Source organism: [Clostridium] clostridioforme AGR2157 (genome assembly GCF_000424325.1).
Lineage (GTDB): Bacteria > Bacillota > Clostridia > Lachnospirales > Lachnospiraceae > Enterocloster > Enterocloster clostridioformis_A.
Genome location: NZ_AUJR01000007.1, coordinates 87,157 through 103,714 on the forward strand (window position 1 = coordinate 87,157; position 16,558 = coordinate 103,714).

At 51.1% G+C, this 16,558-nt stretch carries 14 protein-coding genes; 13 read left to right on the forward strand and 1 reads right to left on the reverse strand.

Annotated features, from left to right (window positions below):
* Window positions 1–8: 8 nt before the first annotated feature.
* On the forward strand, window positions 9–575 hold the full coding sequence (locus tag G614_RS0104270; protein ID WP_027640947.1) for a TetR/AcrR family transcriptional regulator C-terminal domain-containing protein: 567 nt from the start codon (window positions 9–11) through the stop codon (window positions 573–575).
* A gap of 223 nt (window positions 576–798) precedes the next feature.
* Window positions 799–1,947, forward strand: a complete 1,149-nt coding sequence (gene fucO, locus G614_RS0104275; RefSeq protein WP_027640948.1) for a lactaldehyde reductase — start codon at window positions 799–801, stop codon at window positions 1,945–1,947.
* A gap of 155 nt (window positions 1,948–2,102) precedes the next feature.
* On the opposite strand, the gene G614_RS0104280 is transcribed toward fucO, so the two are convergent.
* Window positions 2,103–3,194 (reverse strand): KamA family radical SAM protein, encoded by a 1,092-nt coding sequence (locus tag G614_RS0104280; RefSeq protein WP_027640949.1) that lies wholly within the window; start codon window positions 3,192–3,194, stop codon window positions 2,103–2,105.
* A gap of 179 nt (window positions 3,195–3,373) precedes the next feature.
* On the opposite strand from G614_RS0104280, the gene G614_RS0104285 reads away from it, so the two are divergent.
* The 11 genes from G614_RS0104285 (at window position 3,374) to G614_RS0104350 (ending at window position 16,543) form a co-directional block, all read left to right on the forward strand.
* Complete coding sequence (locus G614_RS0104285; protein ID WP_027640950.1) at window positions 3,374–4,174, forward strand: DUF7402 domain-containing protein; 801 nt, start codon at window positions 3,374–3,376, stop codon at window positions 4,172–4,174.
* A gap of 537 nt (window positions 4,175–4,711) precedes the next feature.
* Window positions 4,712–6,382: a Na/Pi cotransporter family protein gene (locus G614_RS0104300; RefSeq protein WP_027640951.1), complete on the forward strand. Its 1,671-nt coding sequence runs from the start codon at window positions 4,712–4,714 to the stop codon at window positions 6,380–6,382.
* A 304-nt stretch (window positions 6,383–6,686) separates the two neighbouring features.
* The gene (locus G614_RS0104305) at window positions 6,687–7,790 is read left to right on the forward strand and encodes a carbohydrate kinase family protein (protein ID WP_330366747.1); all 1,104 of its coding nucleotides are present in this window, start codon (window positions 6,687–6,689) and stop codon (window positions 7,788–7,790) included.
* A gap of 151 nt (window positions 7,791–7,941) precedes the next feature.
* Window positions 7,942–8,802, forward strand: a complete 861-nt coding sequence (locus tag G614_RS0104310) for a class II fructose-bisphosphate aldolase (RefSeq protein WP_027640953.1) — start codon at window positions 7,942–7,944, stop codon at window positions 8,800–8,802.
* A gap of 21 nt (window positions 8,803–8,823) precedes the next feature.
* Window positions 8,824–9,519: a D-lyxose/D-mannose family sugar isomerase gene (locus G614_RS0104315; protein WP_027640954.1), complete on the forward strand. Its 696-nt coding sequence runs from the start codon at window positions 8,824–8,826 to the stop codon at window positions 9,517–9,519.
* A 161-nt stretch (window positions 9,520–9,680) separates the two neighbouring features.
* The gene (locus G614_RS0104325; protein ID WP_027640955.1) at window positions 9,681–10,799 is read left to right on the forward strand and encodes a sugar ABC transporter substrate-binding protein; all 1,119 of its coding nucleotides are present in this window, start codon (window positions 9,681–9,683) and stop codon (window positions 10,797–10,799) included.
* Between the two features lie 130 nt (window positions 10,800–10,929).
* On the forward strand, window positions 10,930–12,417 hold the full coding sequence (locus G614_RS0104330) for a sugar ABC transporter ATP-binding protein (protein ID WP_027640956.1): 1,488 nt from the start codon (window positions 10,930–10,932) through the stop codon (window positions 12,415–12,417).
* An 18-nt stretch (window positions 12,418–12,435) separates the two neighbouring features.
* Window positions 12,436–13,404 (forward strand): ABC transporter permease, encoded by a 969-nt coding sequence (locus G614_RS0104335; RefSeq protein WP_027640957.1) that lies wholly within the window; start codon window positions 12,436–12,438, stop codon window positions 13,402–13,404.
* Between the two features lie 212 nt (window positions 13,405–13,616).
* Window positions 13,617–14,564, forward strand: coding sequence for a sugar ABC transporter substrate-binding protein (locus G614_RS0104340; protein WP_002588397.1), 948 nt, complete (start codon window positions 13,617–13,619; stop codon window positions 14,562–14,564).
* Window positions 14,565–14,568: 4 nt separating this feature from the next.
* Window positions 14,569–15,882, forward strand: a complete 1,314-nt coding sequence (locus G614_RS0104345; RefSeq protein WP_027640958.1) for a sensor histidine kinase — start codon at window positions 14,569–14,571, stop codon at window positions 15,880–15,882.
* Window positions 15,875–16,543: a response regulator transcription factor gene (locus G614_RS0104350; protein ID WP_027640959.1), complete on the forward strand. Its 669-nt coding sequence runs from the start codon at window positions 15,875–15,877 to the stop codon at window positions 16,541–16,543. Before G614_RS0104345 ends, G614_RS0104350 begins: the two co-directional genes overlap by 8 nt.
* The last annotated feature ends 15 nt before the right edge of the window (window positions 16,544–16,558 follow it).

The following is a 16,558-nucleotide window of genomic DNA, read 5'->3' on the forward strand; positions in this document are numbered from 1 at the left end:
GGAATACCATGGCCGTTACAGGAAAGCAGGAGAAAACAAAATATAAGCTGGCGGAATCCGTCAAGGAGTGCATGAAGACAGCGCCGGTGGATAAGATTACGGTCAAAAATATTGTGGAGGGCTGCGGCGTGACCCGGCAGACCTTTTACCGGAATTTTCTGGACAAATACGACCTGATAAACTGGTATTTTGACAAGCTGGTGCTTCAGTCCTTTGAGCAGATTGGCATGGGGCACACGGTGGGGGAGAGCCTGACCCAGAAGTTTGAGTTCATTCTCAATGAAAAGGTGTTTTTCACAGAAGCGTTCCGCTCCGATGACAGGAATTCATTGAAGGAACATGACTTTGAACTGATTCTCCAGTTTTATACGGACCTGATTGCAAGAAAGACCAGCCAGCCTTTGGGCCAGGAGCTTCAGTTCCTTTTGGAGATGTACTGCCAGGGTTCCGTATACATGACTGTGAAGTGGGTTCTGGGAGGCATGAAGGACACGCCCCGGGAAATGTCTGATAAGCTGGTGGAAGCCATGCCGCCGAAGCTGGCAGAGGTTTTTGGAAAACTGAAACTTCTCTAAGTCCCGGATACCCGCAGCCGCAGCAGAGATAGAAATTGGTGATTATGCATAATTCTAAATGGTGAAACTGCACAAATCTTAAAAGAAAGTGACAGACAGGGATGTTTGTCACTTTTATTTTAAAAACGGACTTGTTATAATATTAACAAAAGTAACCAAGCAAATCCACGGACAATTAAGATGGGTCCGGCGGCGTACAGTCAAAGTAAAGGAGAAGAGAATCATGGCAAACAGAATCGTATTAAACGAGACATCCTATCACGGCGCAGGCGCAATCAAGGAGATTGCAAATGAGGCAAAGGCAAGAGGCTTTAAGAAGGCTTTTGTATGTTCCGATCCTGACCTGATTAAGTTCAATGTAACCTGCAAGGTGACAAAGGTACTGGAGGATGCAGGACTGGCCTACGAGATTTATTCCAATATCAAACCTAACCCAACCATCGAGAATGTGCAGACCGGCGTTGCAGCTTTCAAGGCATCCGGCGCCGACTATATCATCGCCATTGGCGGCGGTTCCTCCATGGATACCTCCAAGGCAATCGGCGTTATCATCACCAACCCTGAATTCGAGGATGTGAGAAGTCTGGAAGGCGTTGCTCCTACCAAGAATCCGTCTGTGCCGATTATTGCAGTTCCCACCACAGCAGGCACTGCGGCGGAAGTTACCATTAACTACGTTATCACGGATGTGGAGAAAAAGCGTAAATTCGTATGCGTGGATACCCATGATATCCCGGTAGTGGCAGTGGTTGATCCGGAGATGATGTCCTCCATGCCTAAGGGACTGACAGCAGCCACCGGCATGGATGCCCTGACCCATGCAATCGAGGGCTATACCACAAAGGGCGCCTGGGAGATGACTGACATGTTTAACCTAAAAGCTATTGAAGTCATTGCCCGCAGCCTGAGGGATGCAGTGGAGAACAAGCCGGAGGGTAGGGAAGGCATGGCTCTGGGCCAGTATCTGACCGGAATGGGATTTTCCAACTGCGGTCTGGGCATTGTACACTCAATGGCTCACGGCCTGGGCGCTTTATATGATACCCCACACGGCGTTGCAAATGCCATCATCCTACCAACCGTTATGGAATACAATGCACCCTGCACAGGAACCAAGTTCAGGGACATTGCTATTGCCATGGGCGTAGAGGGCGTTGAGAACATGACACAGGAGGAATACCGCAAGGCAGCAGTGGACGCGGTAAAGAAGCTGTCCGCTGACGTAGGTATCCCGGCTGACTTAAAGGAAATCGTAAAGCCTGAGGATGTGGATTTCCTGTCACAGTCCGCCATGGATGATGCCTGCCGCCCAGGCAATCCAAAGGACCCATCCTTTGAGGATATCAAGAACCTGTATCTGTCACTGATGTAATTACATAGACAGCAGCCTATGGCAGAAGAAAGGCCGCAGGACATGCCCCTATTAGGGAAATGTCTGCGGCTTGAAATTTGTCTGCGGCATAGTCCGGCGTGCGCTGTGGACCATTCTGCGGCATAGTCCAAGTCCCCGCCGCAGTCAGTCCCGCCCTACAGCCACGCCTGCCCCGGTGCCAATTCCTCGCTGAATATACGTCCACGGTCCTTTTCATATTTTGCCTGATGATATTTAAAAAGCATTTTTCCGTCGGACACTTGGCCCAGGATTTCTATTTTGCCGGTGACATGGGACATGGCGTAGCGGATGCATTTGCCCTGGCCGTTCTGCATGTTCTTTGCCCCCTCCACGATGCGGCAGCCCTCTGTCAGAGGAATCTGGAACTGACTTTTTACCCCGGATACGGGACGGCACTGGAAAATGTAATAGGGAATGACGCCGTATCTTGTCAGATCCTTTAACAGGGTTCCGAGTATCAGGATGTCATCGTTGATTCCTTTTAACAGCACGGTCTGGTTCTTTACGATGACACCTGCGTCAATCAGGCAGCGGATAGCTCTTACTGCTTCCGGAGTCAGTTCATTTGAATGGTTGAACTGGGTTACCACATAGATTTGTTTGATTTTTGTATAGGAGGCCAGTATATCCAGAAGTTCCGGGTCATCATAAATCCGCATGGGGAGCACCACAGGGGTGCGGGTGCCGAAACGGATTAAGTCCAGATGGCTGATGGAGCTGAACGCCTCCAGATACCGGCGTATGATTTGGTTGCTGTTCAGAAAGGAATCCCCGCCGGATATGAGCACATTGGTGATTTCAGGGTGGGAGCCGATGTAGGCAGCCATCTCGTCCACATTTCCGGCTGTCTCGTCGTCGGAGATTCCCACCAGCCGTTTGCGGAAACAATGCCTGCAATACATGGCGCACCGGTGGGTGGACAGGATGAGTGCTGTCTGGGCGTATTTGTGCTGCAGGCCGGGAAGCACGGTGTTGTCCGCTTCTCCGCTGGTATCAAAGTCCCCTGACAGATCGGTTTCACGGATGGAGGGTATGGACATCCTGAACACAGGGTCCTGTTCCGGATTGTTCCAGTCAATGAGGGACAGATAATATCTTGTGACTGTCATGGGAAAGCGTTCCAGGATCCGGGTCATGTGTTCCTCCTCCTGGCTGGTAAGTCTCATATACGTTCTCAGTTCCTCGGCGCGGGTTACGTTGTTTCTCAGTGTTTCATTCCAATTCATCCAATCATCCCCTTCATTCATTATTTTTTCTATTATAACATCAGGAACAGCAGACTATGATGAATAAAAAGTGAAAGTTTTGTGAATTTAAACTTTTTTGTATATGGTATTCCCAGGGACTCCATGGTAGAATGAAAGAACCCAAAAGAAATTGATGTAAAAAGGAGTGTGTAATATATATGGGAATGCAGATTACAGTAAAGGATAAGAACGATGCGGTAAAGGCAGAGGCCATGGGCAGAGAACAGGCCGTATTGGCATGGAAGGGCGAATACGAGGAGGGGGATAAGATTCTTTTTTCCCTTCCGGAAAAGAACCGCTTTTATATCATACGGGTGGATGATACCATGGATGAGGCATTCATCTATGGGGCCGGTAATGAGCTGGTCTATGAGGTCCCCTTTGCAGAGGGGAAGACATCCTATAACCCCAAGTCTTTTACAGGAGAGCGCCACTATCTGACCATGCGCTATGCCAGGGATTATGAGATTAAGTCATACCGGAATCTGGCAAAGAACGTTATGGACCAGCACAAGGGCCAGGAATGCTATCCCCACGCCCATGCTAATGTGGAAACCAGGGGAGAGGCCGTGTTTGCGGCCCGCAACGCCATTGACGGGGTGAAGGCAAACCTGTCCCACGGAAAGTGGCCATATGAGTCATGGGGAATCAATATGCAGGACGATGCCCTAATGACGCTGGAGTTTGGACGCCCCGTGGATTTTGACCAGATTGTCCTCTATACAAGGGCGGACTTCCCTCATGACAACTGGTGGAAAAAGGTGACATTTACTTTTTCCGACGGAACCTCTGAGACAGTGGAGCTTGAAAAGAGCGTTGAACCCCATATCATCAGTCTGGAGCGCAAGGGTATCACATGGCTTACCTTCGGACAGCTTATCAAGGCAGACGACCCCTCTCCCTTTCCTGCCCTGACACAGATTGAGGTCTATGGCCGGGAGCATGAGGCCATGCTTTAAGGTGTGGCCGGGAGCATTCTCGGTGGCATCCACGAGCTGTCCGCGGGGCGGCACTGCCATGTTTGCCCTGCTGGCCCTGGCCGGGGGCCTGGGATATGCAGGCAGTGTATAATAACAGGGGAAAAAGCAATATACTCAATAATTGGATAATGACGTGGTTCCGTCCCGGGAGATATTTGTGAATATATGTATTTCCGGGAGAGATTTTACACATAATTTACATAGACTTTACATTACTGGCGGGAAACGATATTGACGACATATGAAATATCCCGTATAATGAGTATGTGTAAAGAAGTCGTAAAAAAATGGTAAATAATCAGGAAACGAGGCTATAGATATCATGGGAAACGCCCTGTGTGACGGATGCCGCAAGAATATGATAAAGGAGGCATAACCTGCGATCTTTTGTTTGGGATGGCGGGCTATGCCATATTTTTGCCCATTTTTACCCGGAATCATTCCGGGACGCACGAGATTATCCATAAAATGATAATATAGTAAGAACTTATTTCCTCAGACAAAAGGAGAAAACACATGGGAGTAGAATTGGTTTTAAGCCTGCTGGGCGGCCTGGCCCTGTTCATGTACGGCATGCAGATGATGAGTACCAATCTGGAGGCTGTGGCTGGAAACCGTATGAAGCAGATACTGGAGCGCCTTACGGCAAACCGTTTTCTGGGAGTGCTGGTGGGCACCGGAATCACGGCCCTGATTCAGTCGTCTTCAGCAACAACCGTCATGACCGTAGGATTTGTCAACTCAGGTCTTATGACATTGAAGCAGGCTGTATGGATTATCATGGGTGCCAATGTGGGCACCACCATTACGGGACAGCTTATTGCCCTGGACATAGGAGCCTTGGCCCCGCTAATCGCCTTTGTGGGCGTCATGTCCCTGATTTTCTCGAAAAATAAAAAGGTACAGCATGTGGGAGGCATTATCGCCGGTATCGGTGTCCTGTTCATCGGTATGGGCATGATGAGCGATGCCATGGTTCCGCTGAGGGATTCTGAGACCTTCATCCACATGGTGACCAAGTTTTCCAATCCCCTTCTGGGAATCCTGGTGGGCGCGGTATTTACAGCCATCATCCAGTCCTCGTCCGCGTCTGTGGGTATCCTTCAGGCCCTGGCCATGGGCGGCGTCATCAACCTTCACAGTGCCGTGTTCGTGCTGTTCGGCCAGAATATCGGTACCTGTATCACGGCGCTTCTGGCTTCCGTGGGAACCAGCCGCAATGCAAAGCGCACCACGCTGATTCACCTGATGTTCAACGTGATTGGTACGGCGCTGTTTGTGACCCTGTGCATCCTGACTCCGTTTACGGACTTCATGGTAAGCCTGACTCCGGATAATCCGGTGGCTCAGATTGCAAATGTCCATACCATCTTCAATATCAGCACCACCCTCATTCTTCTGCCCTTTGGCGCGCTTTTGGAGAAGATTGCCATTGCCATTCTTCCGGATAAGGCAGTGTATGTAAAGGATGCGGACCAGTGGTTCGAGGGACTTATGGCCTCCAAGCACCACCTTGGTATCTCCACCATTGCGATCAACCAGATTCATGATGAGATTAAGGGAATGCTGGCAACAGCGGCAGAGAATGTATCCCAGAGCTTCAAGGCAGTGGAGGATGGTGCTTCGGAAGGAATCCAGGCTATCACGGATCGGGAAGAGGAGATTGATTTAAGCAATATGAGGCTGTCCCAGAAGATTTCCAAGATACTTGTGCTGGACCAGACGCCCAAGGATATTGACACCCTGAACAGGATGTATACCATTCTGGGAAATATTGAGCGAATCGGCGACCATGCCATGAACCTGGCGGAGTATGCCGAAACCATAGAGGCAAAAGGACTTCAGTTTTCAAATTACGCAAAGAAGGAATTCGCTGTCATGGAGGAAACCTGCCGGGAAGGCATGGAGCTTTTGATGGCGGCAGCTGCCGGGGACACGCAGTCCCCGCTGCCTAAGGTGGCTGAGATTGAACAGAGGATTGACGATATAACCCGCAAGTTCCGTCAGAACCAGATTGACCGCATGCGGGAGGGCAACTGCAATGTGGAGTCCTCCATCCTGTATTCGGAAATGCTGACTGACTATGAGCGAATCGGCGACCATATGCTGAACATCGCCCAGGCCTATGACGCCATAGAGTGGTCCGGGGACAGACAGCAGCGGCAATCGCGTGAGTTTTGTGATTAAAACATAGAATCCGCATATATCGGTTGAATCCGTATGTACCAGTTGAATATGCATGTACCAGTTAAATGAATAATAATCAGGCCCTGGGGCGCTGTGAATATCACGGCTCCTCAGGGCCTTTTTGCGTTTTCATGGATTTATCACTTTTGTTTTTTTTGCGTTGTGCAATATGCATATGACAAATGTCATATTAAATATTACCTATGTAATAATTGCACACAAACCATTGGATTTATCCTTGAAAACTGCTATGATTGGGTGCGGAAGGGGGAAGTAAGATGGAAGAAGGAAAAAAAAGATAGCAGTGGCCGGGCATATTTCCCTGGACATTACGCCGGTTTTCCAAAACAGCGGGAAGCAGAAGCTCTCTGAACTGTTTCAGCCGGGAAAGCTGCTTAAGGTGGGAAAAGCCATGATGTGCACCGGAGGAGCTGTTTCCAACACAGGTCTGGGTCTCAAATGTCTGGGAGCGGACGTGGTTCTGATGGCTAAAATAGGGGATGATTATTTTGGGAATGCACTGAAGGACATGATAAGCGCACACGGCTGTGAGACCTGCATCAGCCAGGTTCCGGGGGAGAATACATCCTATACCATTGTGCTGGCTCCCAAGGGACTGGACCGGTTTTTTCTTCACGATCCGGGCTGCAATGATACCTTTGGCTGCGAGGACGTGGACTTTGGGAAAGTAGGGGAAGCGGCACATTTTCATTTTGGTTATCCTCCAATCATGCGAAAGTTCTATCTGGATGACGGGGAGGAGCTGGTAAGGCTTTTTAAGAAGGTAAAATCCATGGGGCTTACCACGTCCCTGGACCTGGTAGCGGTGGACCCGGATTCCGAAGCGGCAGGCAGGGACTGGGCAAAGATACTGGAACGGGTGCTGCCCTATGTGGATTTCTTCGTGCCAAGCATTGAGGAGCTGGGATACATGCTGGACCGCCCCCTGTACTGCAAATGGCAGGAGACGGCAGGAGGCGGGGATGTCACAGGCATATTGTCTCTGAAGGAGGACGTGGAGCCTTTGGCTGCCAGAGCGCTGTCCATGGGGACCAGGTGCGTTCTTCTGAAATGCGGGGCAGCGGGCATGTACCTGAAGACAGCACCTGAGCCGGTGTGGAAGGAGTTCCTGCCGGGATTTACAGGATGGAATGATATCAGCCATTTTGAGGACAGCTATGTACCGGACTGCATCCTGTCAGGGACAGGGGCAGGGGATACCAGCATCGCCGCCTTCATAAAGGCCATGCTGGACGGCTGTGCGCCGCTTGAATGCGTCCGGCTGGCAGCTGCCACGGGTGCCTCCTGCGTCACGGCCTACGACGCCCTGAGCGGCCTGCTGTCCTTTGAGGAGCTGAGGCAGAAGATGGAGGCAGGATGGGAGAAGCAGAACATCATCCGCCCGTGACATAAAACGAATACCCTTTGTGGCCAAACAAACGAATACCCTTTGGGGCCAAACAAACGAATGCTCTTTGGGGCCAAAACGCGGATGGTTTCGAAAGACAGAAGAACCATGAATGTTCCGGCACAGGCCGGAAGAAAGGAGAATATATAACATGTTAGTTTCAATGAAAGCGGTCTTAGACCTGGCAGATGCAAAAAAGATAGCAGTTGGCGCCTTCAACATCACATCCCTGGAGGGAATTCAGGCCGTATTAGGGGCGGCTGAGGAGCTGGGACAGCCGGTTATTCTGCAGTTTGCGCCGGTCCATGAGTCCATTGTCCCTCTTAAGGTCATCGGGCCTGTGATGGTGATGATGGCAGAGAAATCCTCTGTGCCTGTATGCGTCCATCTGGACCACGGCGATAAGCTGGAAATCCTCCGGGAAGCCCTGGAAATGGGATTCACCTCAGTGATGTACGACGGTTCCGTTCTGCCCTTTGAGGAAAATGCGGCAAACACAAAGATTACAGTGGAAATGGCCGGAAACTGGGACGCTTCTGTGGAGGCTGAGATTGGAGCCATGGGAAGGCAGGAATTCTCAAGCGTTGGAGAAGGCGAAGAAGGGGAGGCTGTGGAGAGCTGCTATACGGACCCGGAACAGGCCCGCGCTTTCACCACACTCACCGGGATAGATGCCCTGGCCTGCTCATTCGGCACCGTGCACGGGCTGTATCTGACCACGCCAAAGCTGGATTTTGACAGGATACACAGGATTCGGGAAAGCATTGGCATTCCCATCGTGATGCACGGCGGCTCCGGGGTCAGCGACGAAGATTTTAAGAAATGCATTGCCAACGGGGTCAGGAAAATCAATTACTACACCTACCTGGCCAAGGCGGGCGGCATGTATGTAAAAGAAAAATGCGCGGCAGCCGGGGAATATGTATTTTTCCACGATGTAACCCAGTGGGCAGTCCAGGCCATGAAGGAGGATGTGCTCCACACAATCAAGGTGTTCTCGCATCTGGAGTAAGACGGAAAAGGAGGAAAGGCCATGAAACGTTCGGAAATCAACAGGGCCCTGAGGGACATGGAAAAGATGATTGACAGATGCTCCTTTAAACTGCCCCCATTTTGTTATTTTACGCCGGAAGAGTGGAAAGAGAAGGGCCACGAATACGATGAGGTCCGGGATAACATGCTGGGATGGGATATCACTGATTTTGGAATGGGGGATTTTGACAAGGTGGGCTTCTCCCTCATCACCCTGAGAAACGGCAATGTGTCCATGGATAAGTACACAAAACCCTATGCGGAAAAGCTGCTGTACATGAAGGAAGGACAGTCTGCCGCCATGCACTTCCACTGGAATAAGATGGAGGACATCATCAACCGGGGAGGAGGCAATGTGCTCATAGGCGTATATAATGCCGACAAAGAGGAAGGGCTGGCTGATACGGATGTGCTGATACACAGTGACGGACGGGAGTATACGGTTCCCGCGGGAACGCAGATACGGCTGTGCCCTGGGGAGAGCATTACCATCCAGCCCTATCTGTATCACGATTTCCAATTGGAGCCGGGCACAGGGCCCGTGCTGTTGGGAGAGGTATCCATGTGCAATGACGATAACCGGGACAACCGATTCTATCTGCCGGCAGGCCGTTTTCCGGTCATAGAGGAGGATGAGCCGCCCCTGCGTCTGCTGTGCAATGAGTACCCCCCAGCAGACAGTTGTGCAAAACGATGAAAATTTGCGGAGGCAGAATGGAAAACAGCAAAAGTGATGATGGAAAATATGACAAATGTCATATAAAAATGATTACATTGTGCACATGTGTTAAAAAGGAAAGCGTGATAAGATTTGATTACAGCAAAAACAACAAAACATTTTGCAAAAGGAGGTAACTTATGAAAAAAAGTACTAAGAAGCTGTTGGCAGTAATGATGTGCGCAGCAATGGCAGGATCCGCCCTGGCAGGGTGCGGCAGCGGGGACTCCCAGACAACGGCAGCCGCCGCAGAGGCGCCAACCCAGGCCCAGACCACAGAGGAAGCCAAGGAGGCGGCCGCTGAGCCTGATAAGGCAGAGGAGAGCAAGGAAGGCACAGAGGCGGCAGCGCCGGCAGCGGCCGATATGGCGTCTGCTGATGTGAAGAAGAAGGACCCGGACAAGCATTACAAGTTCGGCTATACATGTATGGATGGAACCAACCCGTTCTTTGTCACCATTGAGAAGAGGATGAGGGAAATGGCTGAGGCCAACGGCGACGAGCTGATTGCAGTGGATCCTGCCAATGATGTTACTCTTCAGATTACCCAGGTAGAGGATCTGATTTCCCAGAATATTGACGCCATGTTCATGAATCCGGCAGAGGCAGAGGGAATCCTTCCGGCCCTGGACCAGCTTAAGGAAGCAGGAATCCCCATCGTGGGATTTGATACAGAGGTGGCGGATATGTCCTACCTGATTTCCTACACCGGATCCGATAACTATAACGCAGGCAAGGTATGCGGCGAGGACCTTGTAAAGAAATGCCCGGACGGCGGGGATATCATTGTACTGGATTCTCCTACCATGAATTCCGTTACGGACAGAACAAACGGATTTTTAGATGCAATTGAGGGAAAGGGCTTTAATATCGTTGCACAGCAGGATGCCAAAGGCAATCTGGAGGTTTCCATGGGTATCGCAGAGGATCTGCTGCAGGCTCACGGCGATGTGGTTGCTATTTTCGGAGGCAATGACCCCACTGCACTGGGAGCACTGGCGGCAGCCAACGCAGCAGGTCTTACAGATTGTATGATTTACGGCGTGGACGGCTCTCCTGACATCAAGGCAGAGATGGCTTCCGGGGAATCCCTGATTGAAGGAAGCGGCGCACAGTCTCCTGTTAAGATTGCACAGTCCGCAGTGAATATCATGTATACATATTTAAACGGCGACAAGGTCGAATCAAGATATCCGGTAGAAACCTTCCTTATTACAGCAGAAAATGTAGATAAGTATGGCACAGATGGATGGCAGTAAGAGATTAGTCTGAAAAGTGCTGGGCCCTCGCGGGGGCCAGGCACTTTTTATCTGACAGGACCAAAATAGAAAAGTACGGCAGGAAACTCTGTCAGGAACCATATGAATAGAAGAACAGGCAGGTGAGATTATGAGTGAAACAGTTCTGCTTCAAATGAAGAACATCCACAAATCATTTCCGGGAGTCAAGGCGCTTCAGGGGGTGGACCTGGAACTGAGGGCCGGCGAGGTCCACGCATTGCTCGGTGAAAACGGAGCAGGTAAATCCACGCTGATTAAGGTTCTGGGCGGCATCTACATCGCAGAAGAGGGCGAGATTTTTATTGACGGAAAAAAGGTAACCATTGACGGGGTAAATGCATCTCACAGCAACGGCATTTCCATTATTCATCAGGAATTGGTACTGGTACCTCACATGACTGTGGCGGAAAATATCTTTCTTGGCAGGGAGCCGTCAAAGGGGCTTTGGGTCAGCCATGAGACCATGGAAAAGGAAGCCCGGCAGCTTCTGGACACATATCACATGAGCATTGACGCGGGGACGCTGGTCAAGGACCTTACCATTGCCCAGCAGCAGATGGTGGAAATCGTCAAGGCCATTTCCTATCATTCCAGGATTCTCGTGATGGACGAGCCCACTTCATCCATATCGGACAAGGAAGTGGAATTTTTGTTCAGCACCATGCGGGAGCTCACAAAAAAGGGCGTGGGAATCATATATATATCCCATAAGATGGACGAGCTGGAGCAGATCTGCGACCGGGTGACCGTGCTGAGAGACGGAACCTATGTGGGAACCGAGGCGGTGAAGGATACAACAAGGGACCATCTCATTGCCATGATGGTGGGCCGGGAGCTGACCAAGTATTACACCAGGGATTACATGGAGCCCGGCAGGGTTGTTTTAAAATGTGAAAACATTGCAGACGGGAAGATGGTCAAAGGGGCCAGCTTTGAACTGCGTGAGGGGGAAATCATCGGTTTTGCGGGGCTGGTAGGCGCCGGAAGGAGCGAGACCATGAAGTGTATCTTCGGACTGACGCCCGGTTACACGGGTGACATCAGCGTGGAAGGAAAGAAGGCAGCCATCAAATCTCCCATTGATGCCATGAAGTTCGGTATTGCCCTGGTGCCTGAGGACCGGAAGCAGGAGGGACTGTATAAGGTGCAGAGCGTCCGGTTTAACTCCACCATCGAGGTGCTGAAAAGCTTCATAAAGGGCATATGGGTGGATGCGGACAAGGAGGAAGAGATTACCCGGCAGTACATCGAGATGATGGATACCAAGACTCCGTCCCAGGAACAGCTTATCGGGAACCTGTCCGGCGGCAATCAGCAGAAGGTAATGATTGGGAGATGGCTGGCCACCGCCCCTAAGATACTGATTCTGGACGAGCCCACCAGGGGCGTGGACGTGGGTGCCAAGTCTGAGATATACGCAATTATGAATGAGCTGGTGAAGAAAGGCATGTCCATCATCATGATATCGTCAGAACTGCCTGAAATTCTCAACATGAGCGACCGGGTCTATGTCATGTGCGACGGCCGTATAACCGGGTGCTTCAGCCATGAGGAATGCGTCACCCAGGAACAAATCATGAAGCTGGCGGCAAAGTAAGAAAAGGGGGAAAGTCAAATGACAACCAGATTGCAGAAAAATGTAAAACAATATTTCAAGGATAATATCGGCATCATCGGGGCCCTGCTTATTTTGTGTATTTTCTTATCCGTGTTCCCAAAGACCAGCGGCTCCTTTCTGACCCAGAAAAATATATTCAACGTACTGAGACAGATATCGTCCAACCTGTTCCTGGCCTGCGGCATGACCATGGTCATTATCCTGGGGGGCATTGATTTGTCCGTGGGCTCCATCATCGCCCTTTCAGGCTGCTTTGCAGCCGGCTGTGTGTCACGCTACGGCCTTCCCATAGCAGCGGGCGTTCTGGGCGGCGTACTGGTGGGCACCGTGGTGGGCATGATTAACGGCGTGGTCATATCAAAGACAACCATACCGCCGTTTATCGTGACCCTGGCCACCATGAATGTCGCAAAGGGACTGGCCTATGTATATACAGGCGGCTCACCCGTGCGGGTGGTCACAAAGGAATGGCAGTTTTTGGGAGCCGGGTACGTGGGCGGAGTCCCCACTCCAGTCATACTTCTGGCAGTGGTGCTGATTATCACGGCCATTATCATGAATAAGACAAAGCTGGGGCGCCATATCTACGCAGTGGGCGGCAATTCCCAGGCAGCCAGATTCTCAGGCATCAGCACGGCCAAGGTAAAATTCCTGGTACATACCTATTCGGGAATCATGGCAGGACTTGCCGGAGTGGTCCTGGCATCCCGTATGTATTCCGGCCAGCCCACGGCAGGAGACGGAGCCGAAATGGACGCCATTGCGGCCGTTGTGGTGGGCGGTACCTCCATGGCAGGCGGCTCCGGCAAAATCGGCGGCACCATCATAGGCGGCCTGATTATCGGCGTGCTGAACAACGGCCTGAATCTGCTGAATGTCAATTCCTTCTGGCAGTACGTTGTAAAGGGAACCGTTATTCTCCTGGCTGTTTTTGTGGATTACCTAAGAAACAAAAAGGCGGAATAAAGCCTGGTTTACGGCAAAAGCGTTTCACGGCAGTGGGGCGCTTTTTGTCGAAGTCAATGTTTTGCAAAAAGTTCCTATGAAATATTACAGATGCGCCTGTTTGCGGTATAATGGGAAAGGACCGGGCCGGGGATATGACCAGGCAGCCGGGAAATGAAGGCAAGGAAATGAAGGCAAGGAAATGAAGGCAAGGATAGAGAGGCGGGAACCAGATGAAGATAGGGACAGGTTTGTTAATCCTGACAGCGGGCATTATGCTCCTGCTGGAGGGCTGCGGCCATGCGGACGGGAGCGGGCGCCAGCATGAGGCCAGGCTGTTCGGGGCCACCTATATGACCAGGAATAATCCGTATTTTGATGTACTCAATGAGGGGATTGAAGAGGTGGTGGAAGCCAACGGCGATATCCTTCTCACCCGGGACCCCCTTCAGGACCAGGAAAAGCAGAACGAGCAGATTCAGGAGATGATAGACGAGGGCATCCAGATGCTGTTTTTAAATCCCGTGGACTGGGAAAAGGTACAGCCGGCCCTGGATGCATGCAGAGAGGCAGGAGTCGGCATCATCAATGTGGATACGGTGGTGAAGGACAGGGATTCCGTGATTTCCATTATAGAGACGGATAACTACCAGGCAGGCCAGCTCTGCGCCCTGGATATGATGAAACGAAAGGACAAGGCTAAAATCGTCATCCTCAACAATCCCATACAGACCTCCATTACCAATAGGGAACAGGGCTTTCTGGACACCATAGCGGACAATGACAATTACCAGGTGGTATACAGGGAAGCTGCGGCAGGCGAGATTGAGGTGTCCTCCCATGTGATGGCCGACCTCCTGCGCCGGGACATCAGCTTTGACGTGATTTTGGGAGGCAATGACCCCACGGCCCTGGGCGCTCTGGCAGCCCTGCAGCAGGCCAGGAGGGAGGAGGGCGTCCTGATTTACGGAATTGACGGCTCTCCGGATTTCAAGGCAATTCTGGATGTGGGCTATGTGACAGGAACCAGCGCCCAGAGCCCAAGGTCCATAGGCAGGAAGGCGGCTGAGACTGCTTACCGATACCTGGACGGGGATCCGGTGGAGAAATACATAAGCCTGCCCAGCACCATGATTACGAGGGACAATCTCCATGAGTTTGAGATAGACGGGTGGCAGTGAGTAGATGGATACGAATATGGATAACAGGCGGGTACGCATCCTGCAGCTGGGAATTCTGGCGCTTAATGTGGTATCCGTAATGGGAATCAGCATATTTATATATGCCACAATTGAAAATATACGGCGCAGCTATGTTGCCAGGGAGTTTTTAAGCGGCATCCAGGCCATTGTCTGGTACCCTTACCGGAACATCTGGATCTGCGCCCTTCTTCTGGCTCTTTTGGCAGGCAGCATGTTTGTGCGGGACCGGCTGTTTCCGGACAACAGCAAGGTGATTCTTTTTAGCCTTGTGGCTGATTTTGCTATTTGTTTTGCCATCATCATACTTTTGAATTTTAATTACAACGGAATTCTGCTGCTGGTGTTTTCCAATGTAATTCTCTATGCCAAGAACGGGAAATCCAGGTATTTTCTGGCGGCAGTGGCAATCGGCAGCTTCATCCTGGCTGATTACGAACTGCTTTCCATTTCCTACCGCCTGTATTCCATACAGGATTATATCTCATTTTACAATGCATCCACCCAGCAGTATCTGCTCAGCTGCTATAATATCCTGGTATCCCTGAATGTAATCATGTTCGTGGTGTACTGTGTGAACATCATCAACCAGCAGCAGGGAAATCTGGACGAGATACACGCCCTCAACGAGCAGCTTCAGGACGTGAATGAGCAGCTTCAGGAGTATTCCGTGATGGCGGAGAAGATGGCAGAGACAAGGGAGAGGAACCGCCTGGCCAGGGAAATCCACGATACCCTGGGCCATACCCTGACCGGAATCGCCGCAGGCATAGACGCCTGTCTGGCCACAATAGGCACGTCGCCCCAGCAGACAAAGGACCAGCTGGAGCTTATTTCCAAGGTCACAAGGGACGGTATTAAGGAAATACGGCGCTCTGTCAGCCAGCTGCGCCCGGACGCCCTGGAGCGCTTCAGCCTGGAATACGCCATCAGCAAGATGGTAGCGGACATGAACGCTGTGTCCGGCGCAAGGGTGTATTTTGACTGCCAGGTAAAGAACCTGAAATTTGATGAGGACGAGGAAAACGCCATTTACCGGGTCATCCAGGAGGGAATCACCAACGCCCTGCGCCATGGCCATGCCAGCCAGATATGGATTACCATAAAGAAGGAGGATACGGACATCCTTCTGCAAATCAAGGACAATGGAATCGGGTGTAAGGAGATAAAGAGCGGATTCGGGACAAAGCATATGAAGGAGAGGATTAAGATGCTGAGCGGCGTTGTTACATTTGACGGCAGCGACGGATTTACTGTAAATGCAAGAATACCAATCCGATGGGGGGAGACTTATGATTAAAGTATTGATTGCCGACGATCAGGAATTGATTCGCCAGAGCCTGCAGATTGTGCTCAACAGCAGGCCGGATATAATGGTTACGGATGTGGCATCCAACGGGCAGGAGGTCATCCGCTGTGTGAGGAAGAACAAACCCGATGTTATACTGATGGACATACGGATGCCCAAGCTGGACGGTGTGCAGTGCACGAAAATCATCAAGGAAAATTATCCTCAGATTAAAATTATCATACTCACCACGTTTGACGATGACGAGTACGTCTACAATGCCCTGAAGTACGGTGCCAGCGGATACCTGTTAAAAGGCGTGTCCATAGATGAACTGGCCAATGCCATCACCACTGTGTACAATGGATGGGCTATGATTAACCCGGATATTGCCACCAAGGTGCTGAGGCTGTTTTCACAGATGGCCCAGGCGGATTACACCATACTTGTGGGCGATAAGAATGTGGACGAGCTCACAAAGACAGAATGGAAAATCATAGCCCAGGTGGAAAAGGGAGCCAGCAACAGGGAGATAGCGGAGGCCCTTAGGCTGTCAGAGGGAACGGTGCGCAATTATCTCAGCACCATACTGAACAAGCTGGATTTGAGGGACCGCACCCAGCTGGCAATCTGGGCTGTCCAGACCAACGTAAGAAAGCGGCTGGGTACCTGAGATTTGACCGGACCA

What these genes read in the sequence shown, in the direction of transcription:
- G614_RS0104270 (WP_027640947.1), top strand. Translation starts at nt 9, where the DNA reads ATGGCCGTTACAGGAAAGCAGGAGAAAACAAAATATAAGCTGGCGGAA.
- fucO (WP_027640948.1), top strand. Translation starts at nt 799, where the DNA reads ATGGCAAACAGAATCGTATTAAACGAGACATCCTATCACGGCGCAGGC.
- G614_RS0104280 (WP_027640949.1), bottom strand. Translation starts at nt 3,194, where the DNA reads ATGAATTGGAATGAAACACTGAGAAACAACGTAACCCGCGCCGAGGAA.
- G614_RS0104285 (WP_027640950.1), top strand. Translation starts at nt 3,374, where the DNA reads ATGGGAATGCAGATTACAGTAAAGGATAAGAACGATGCGGTAAAGGCA.
- G614_RS0104300 (WP_027640951.1), top strand. Translation starts at nt 4,712, where the DNA reads ATGGGAGTAGAATTGGTTTTAAGCCTGCTGGGCGGCCTGGCCCTGTTC.
- G614_RS0104310 (WP_027640953.1), top strand. Translation starts at nt 7,942, where the DNA reads ATGTTAGTTTCAATGAAAGCGGTCTTAGACCTGGCAGATGCAAAAAAG.
- G614_RS0104315 (WP_027640954.1), top strand. Translation starts at nt 8,824, where the DNA reads ATGAAACGTTCGGAAATCAACAGGGCCCTGAGGGACATGGAAAAGATG.
- G614_RS0104325 (WP_027640955.1), top strand. Translation starts at nt 9,681, where the DNA reads ATGAAAAAAAGTACTAAGAAGCTGTTGGCAGTAATGATGTGCGCAGCA.
- G614_RS0104330 (WP_027640956.1), top strand. Translation starts at nt 10,930, where the DNA reads ATGAGTGAAACAGTTCTGCTTCAAATGAAGAACATCCACAAATCATTT.
- G614_RS0104335 (WP_027640957.1), top strand. Translation starts at nt 12,436, where the DNA reads ATGACAACCAGATTGCAGAAAAATGTAAAACAATATTTCAAGGATAAT.
- G614_RS0104340 (WP_002588397.1), top strand. Translation starts at nt 13,617, where the DNA reads ATGAAGATAGGGACAGGTTTGTTAATCCTGACAGCGGGCATTATGCTC.
- G614_RS0104345 (WP_027640958.1), top strand. Translation starts at nt 14,569, where the DNA reads ATGGATACGAATATGGATAACAGGCGGGTACGCATCCTGCAGCTGGGA.
- G614_RS0104350 (WP_027640959.1), top strand. Translation starts at nt 15,875, where the DNA reads ATGATTAAAGTATTGATTGCCGACGATCAGGAATTGATTCGCCAGAGC.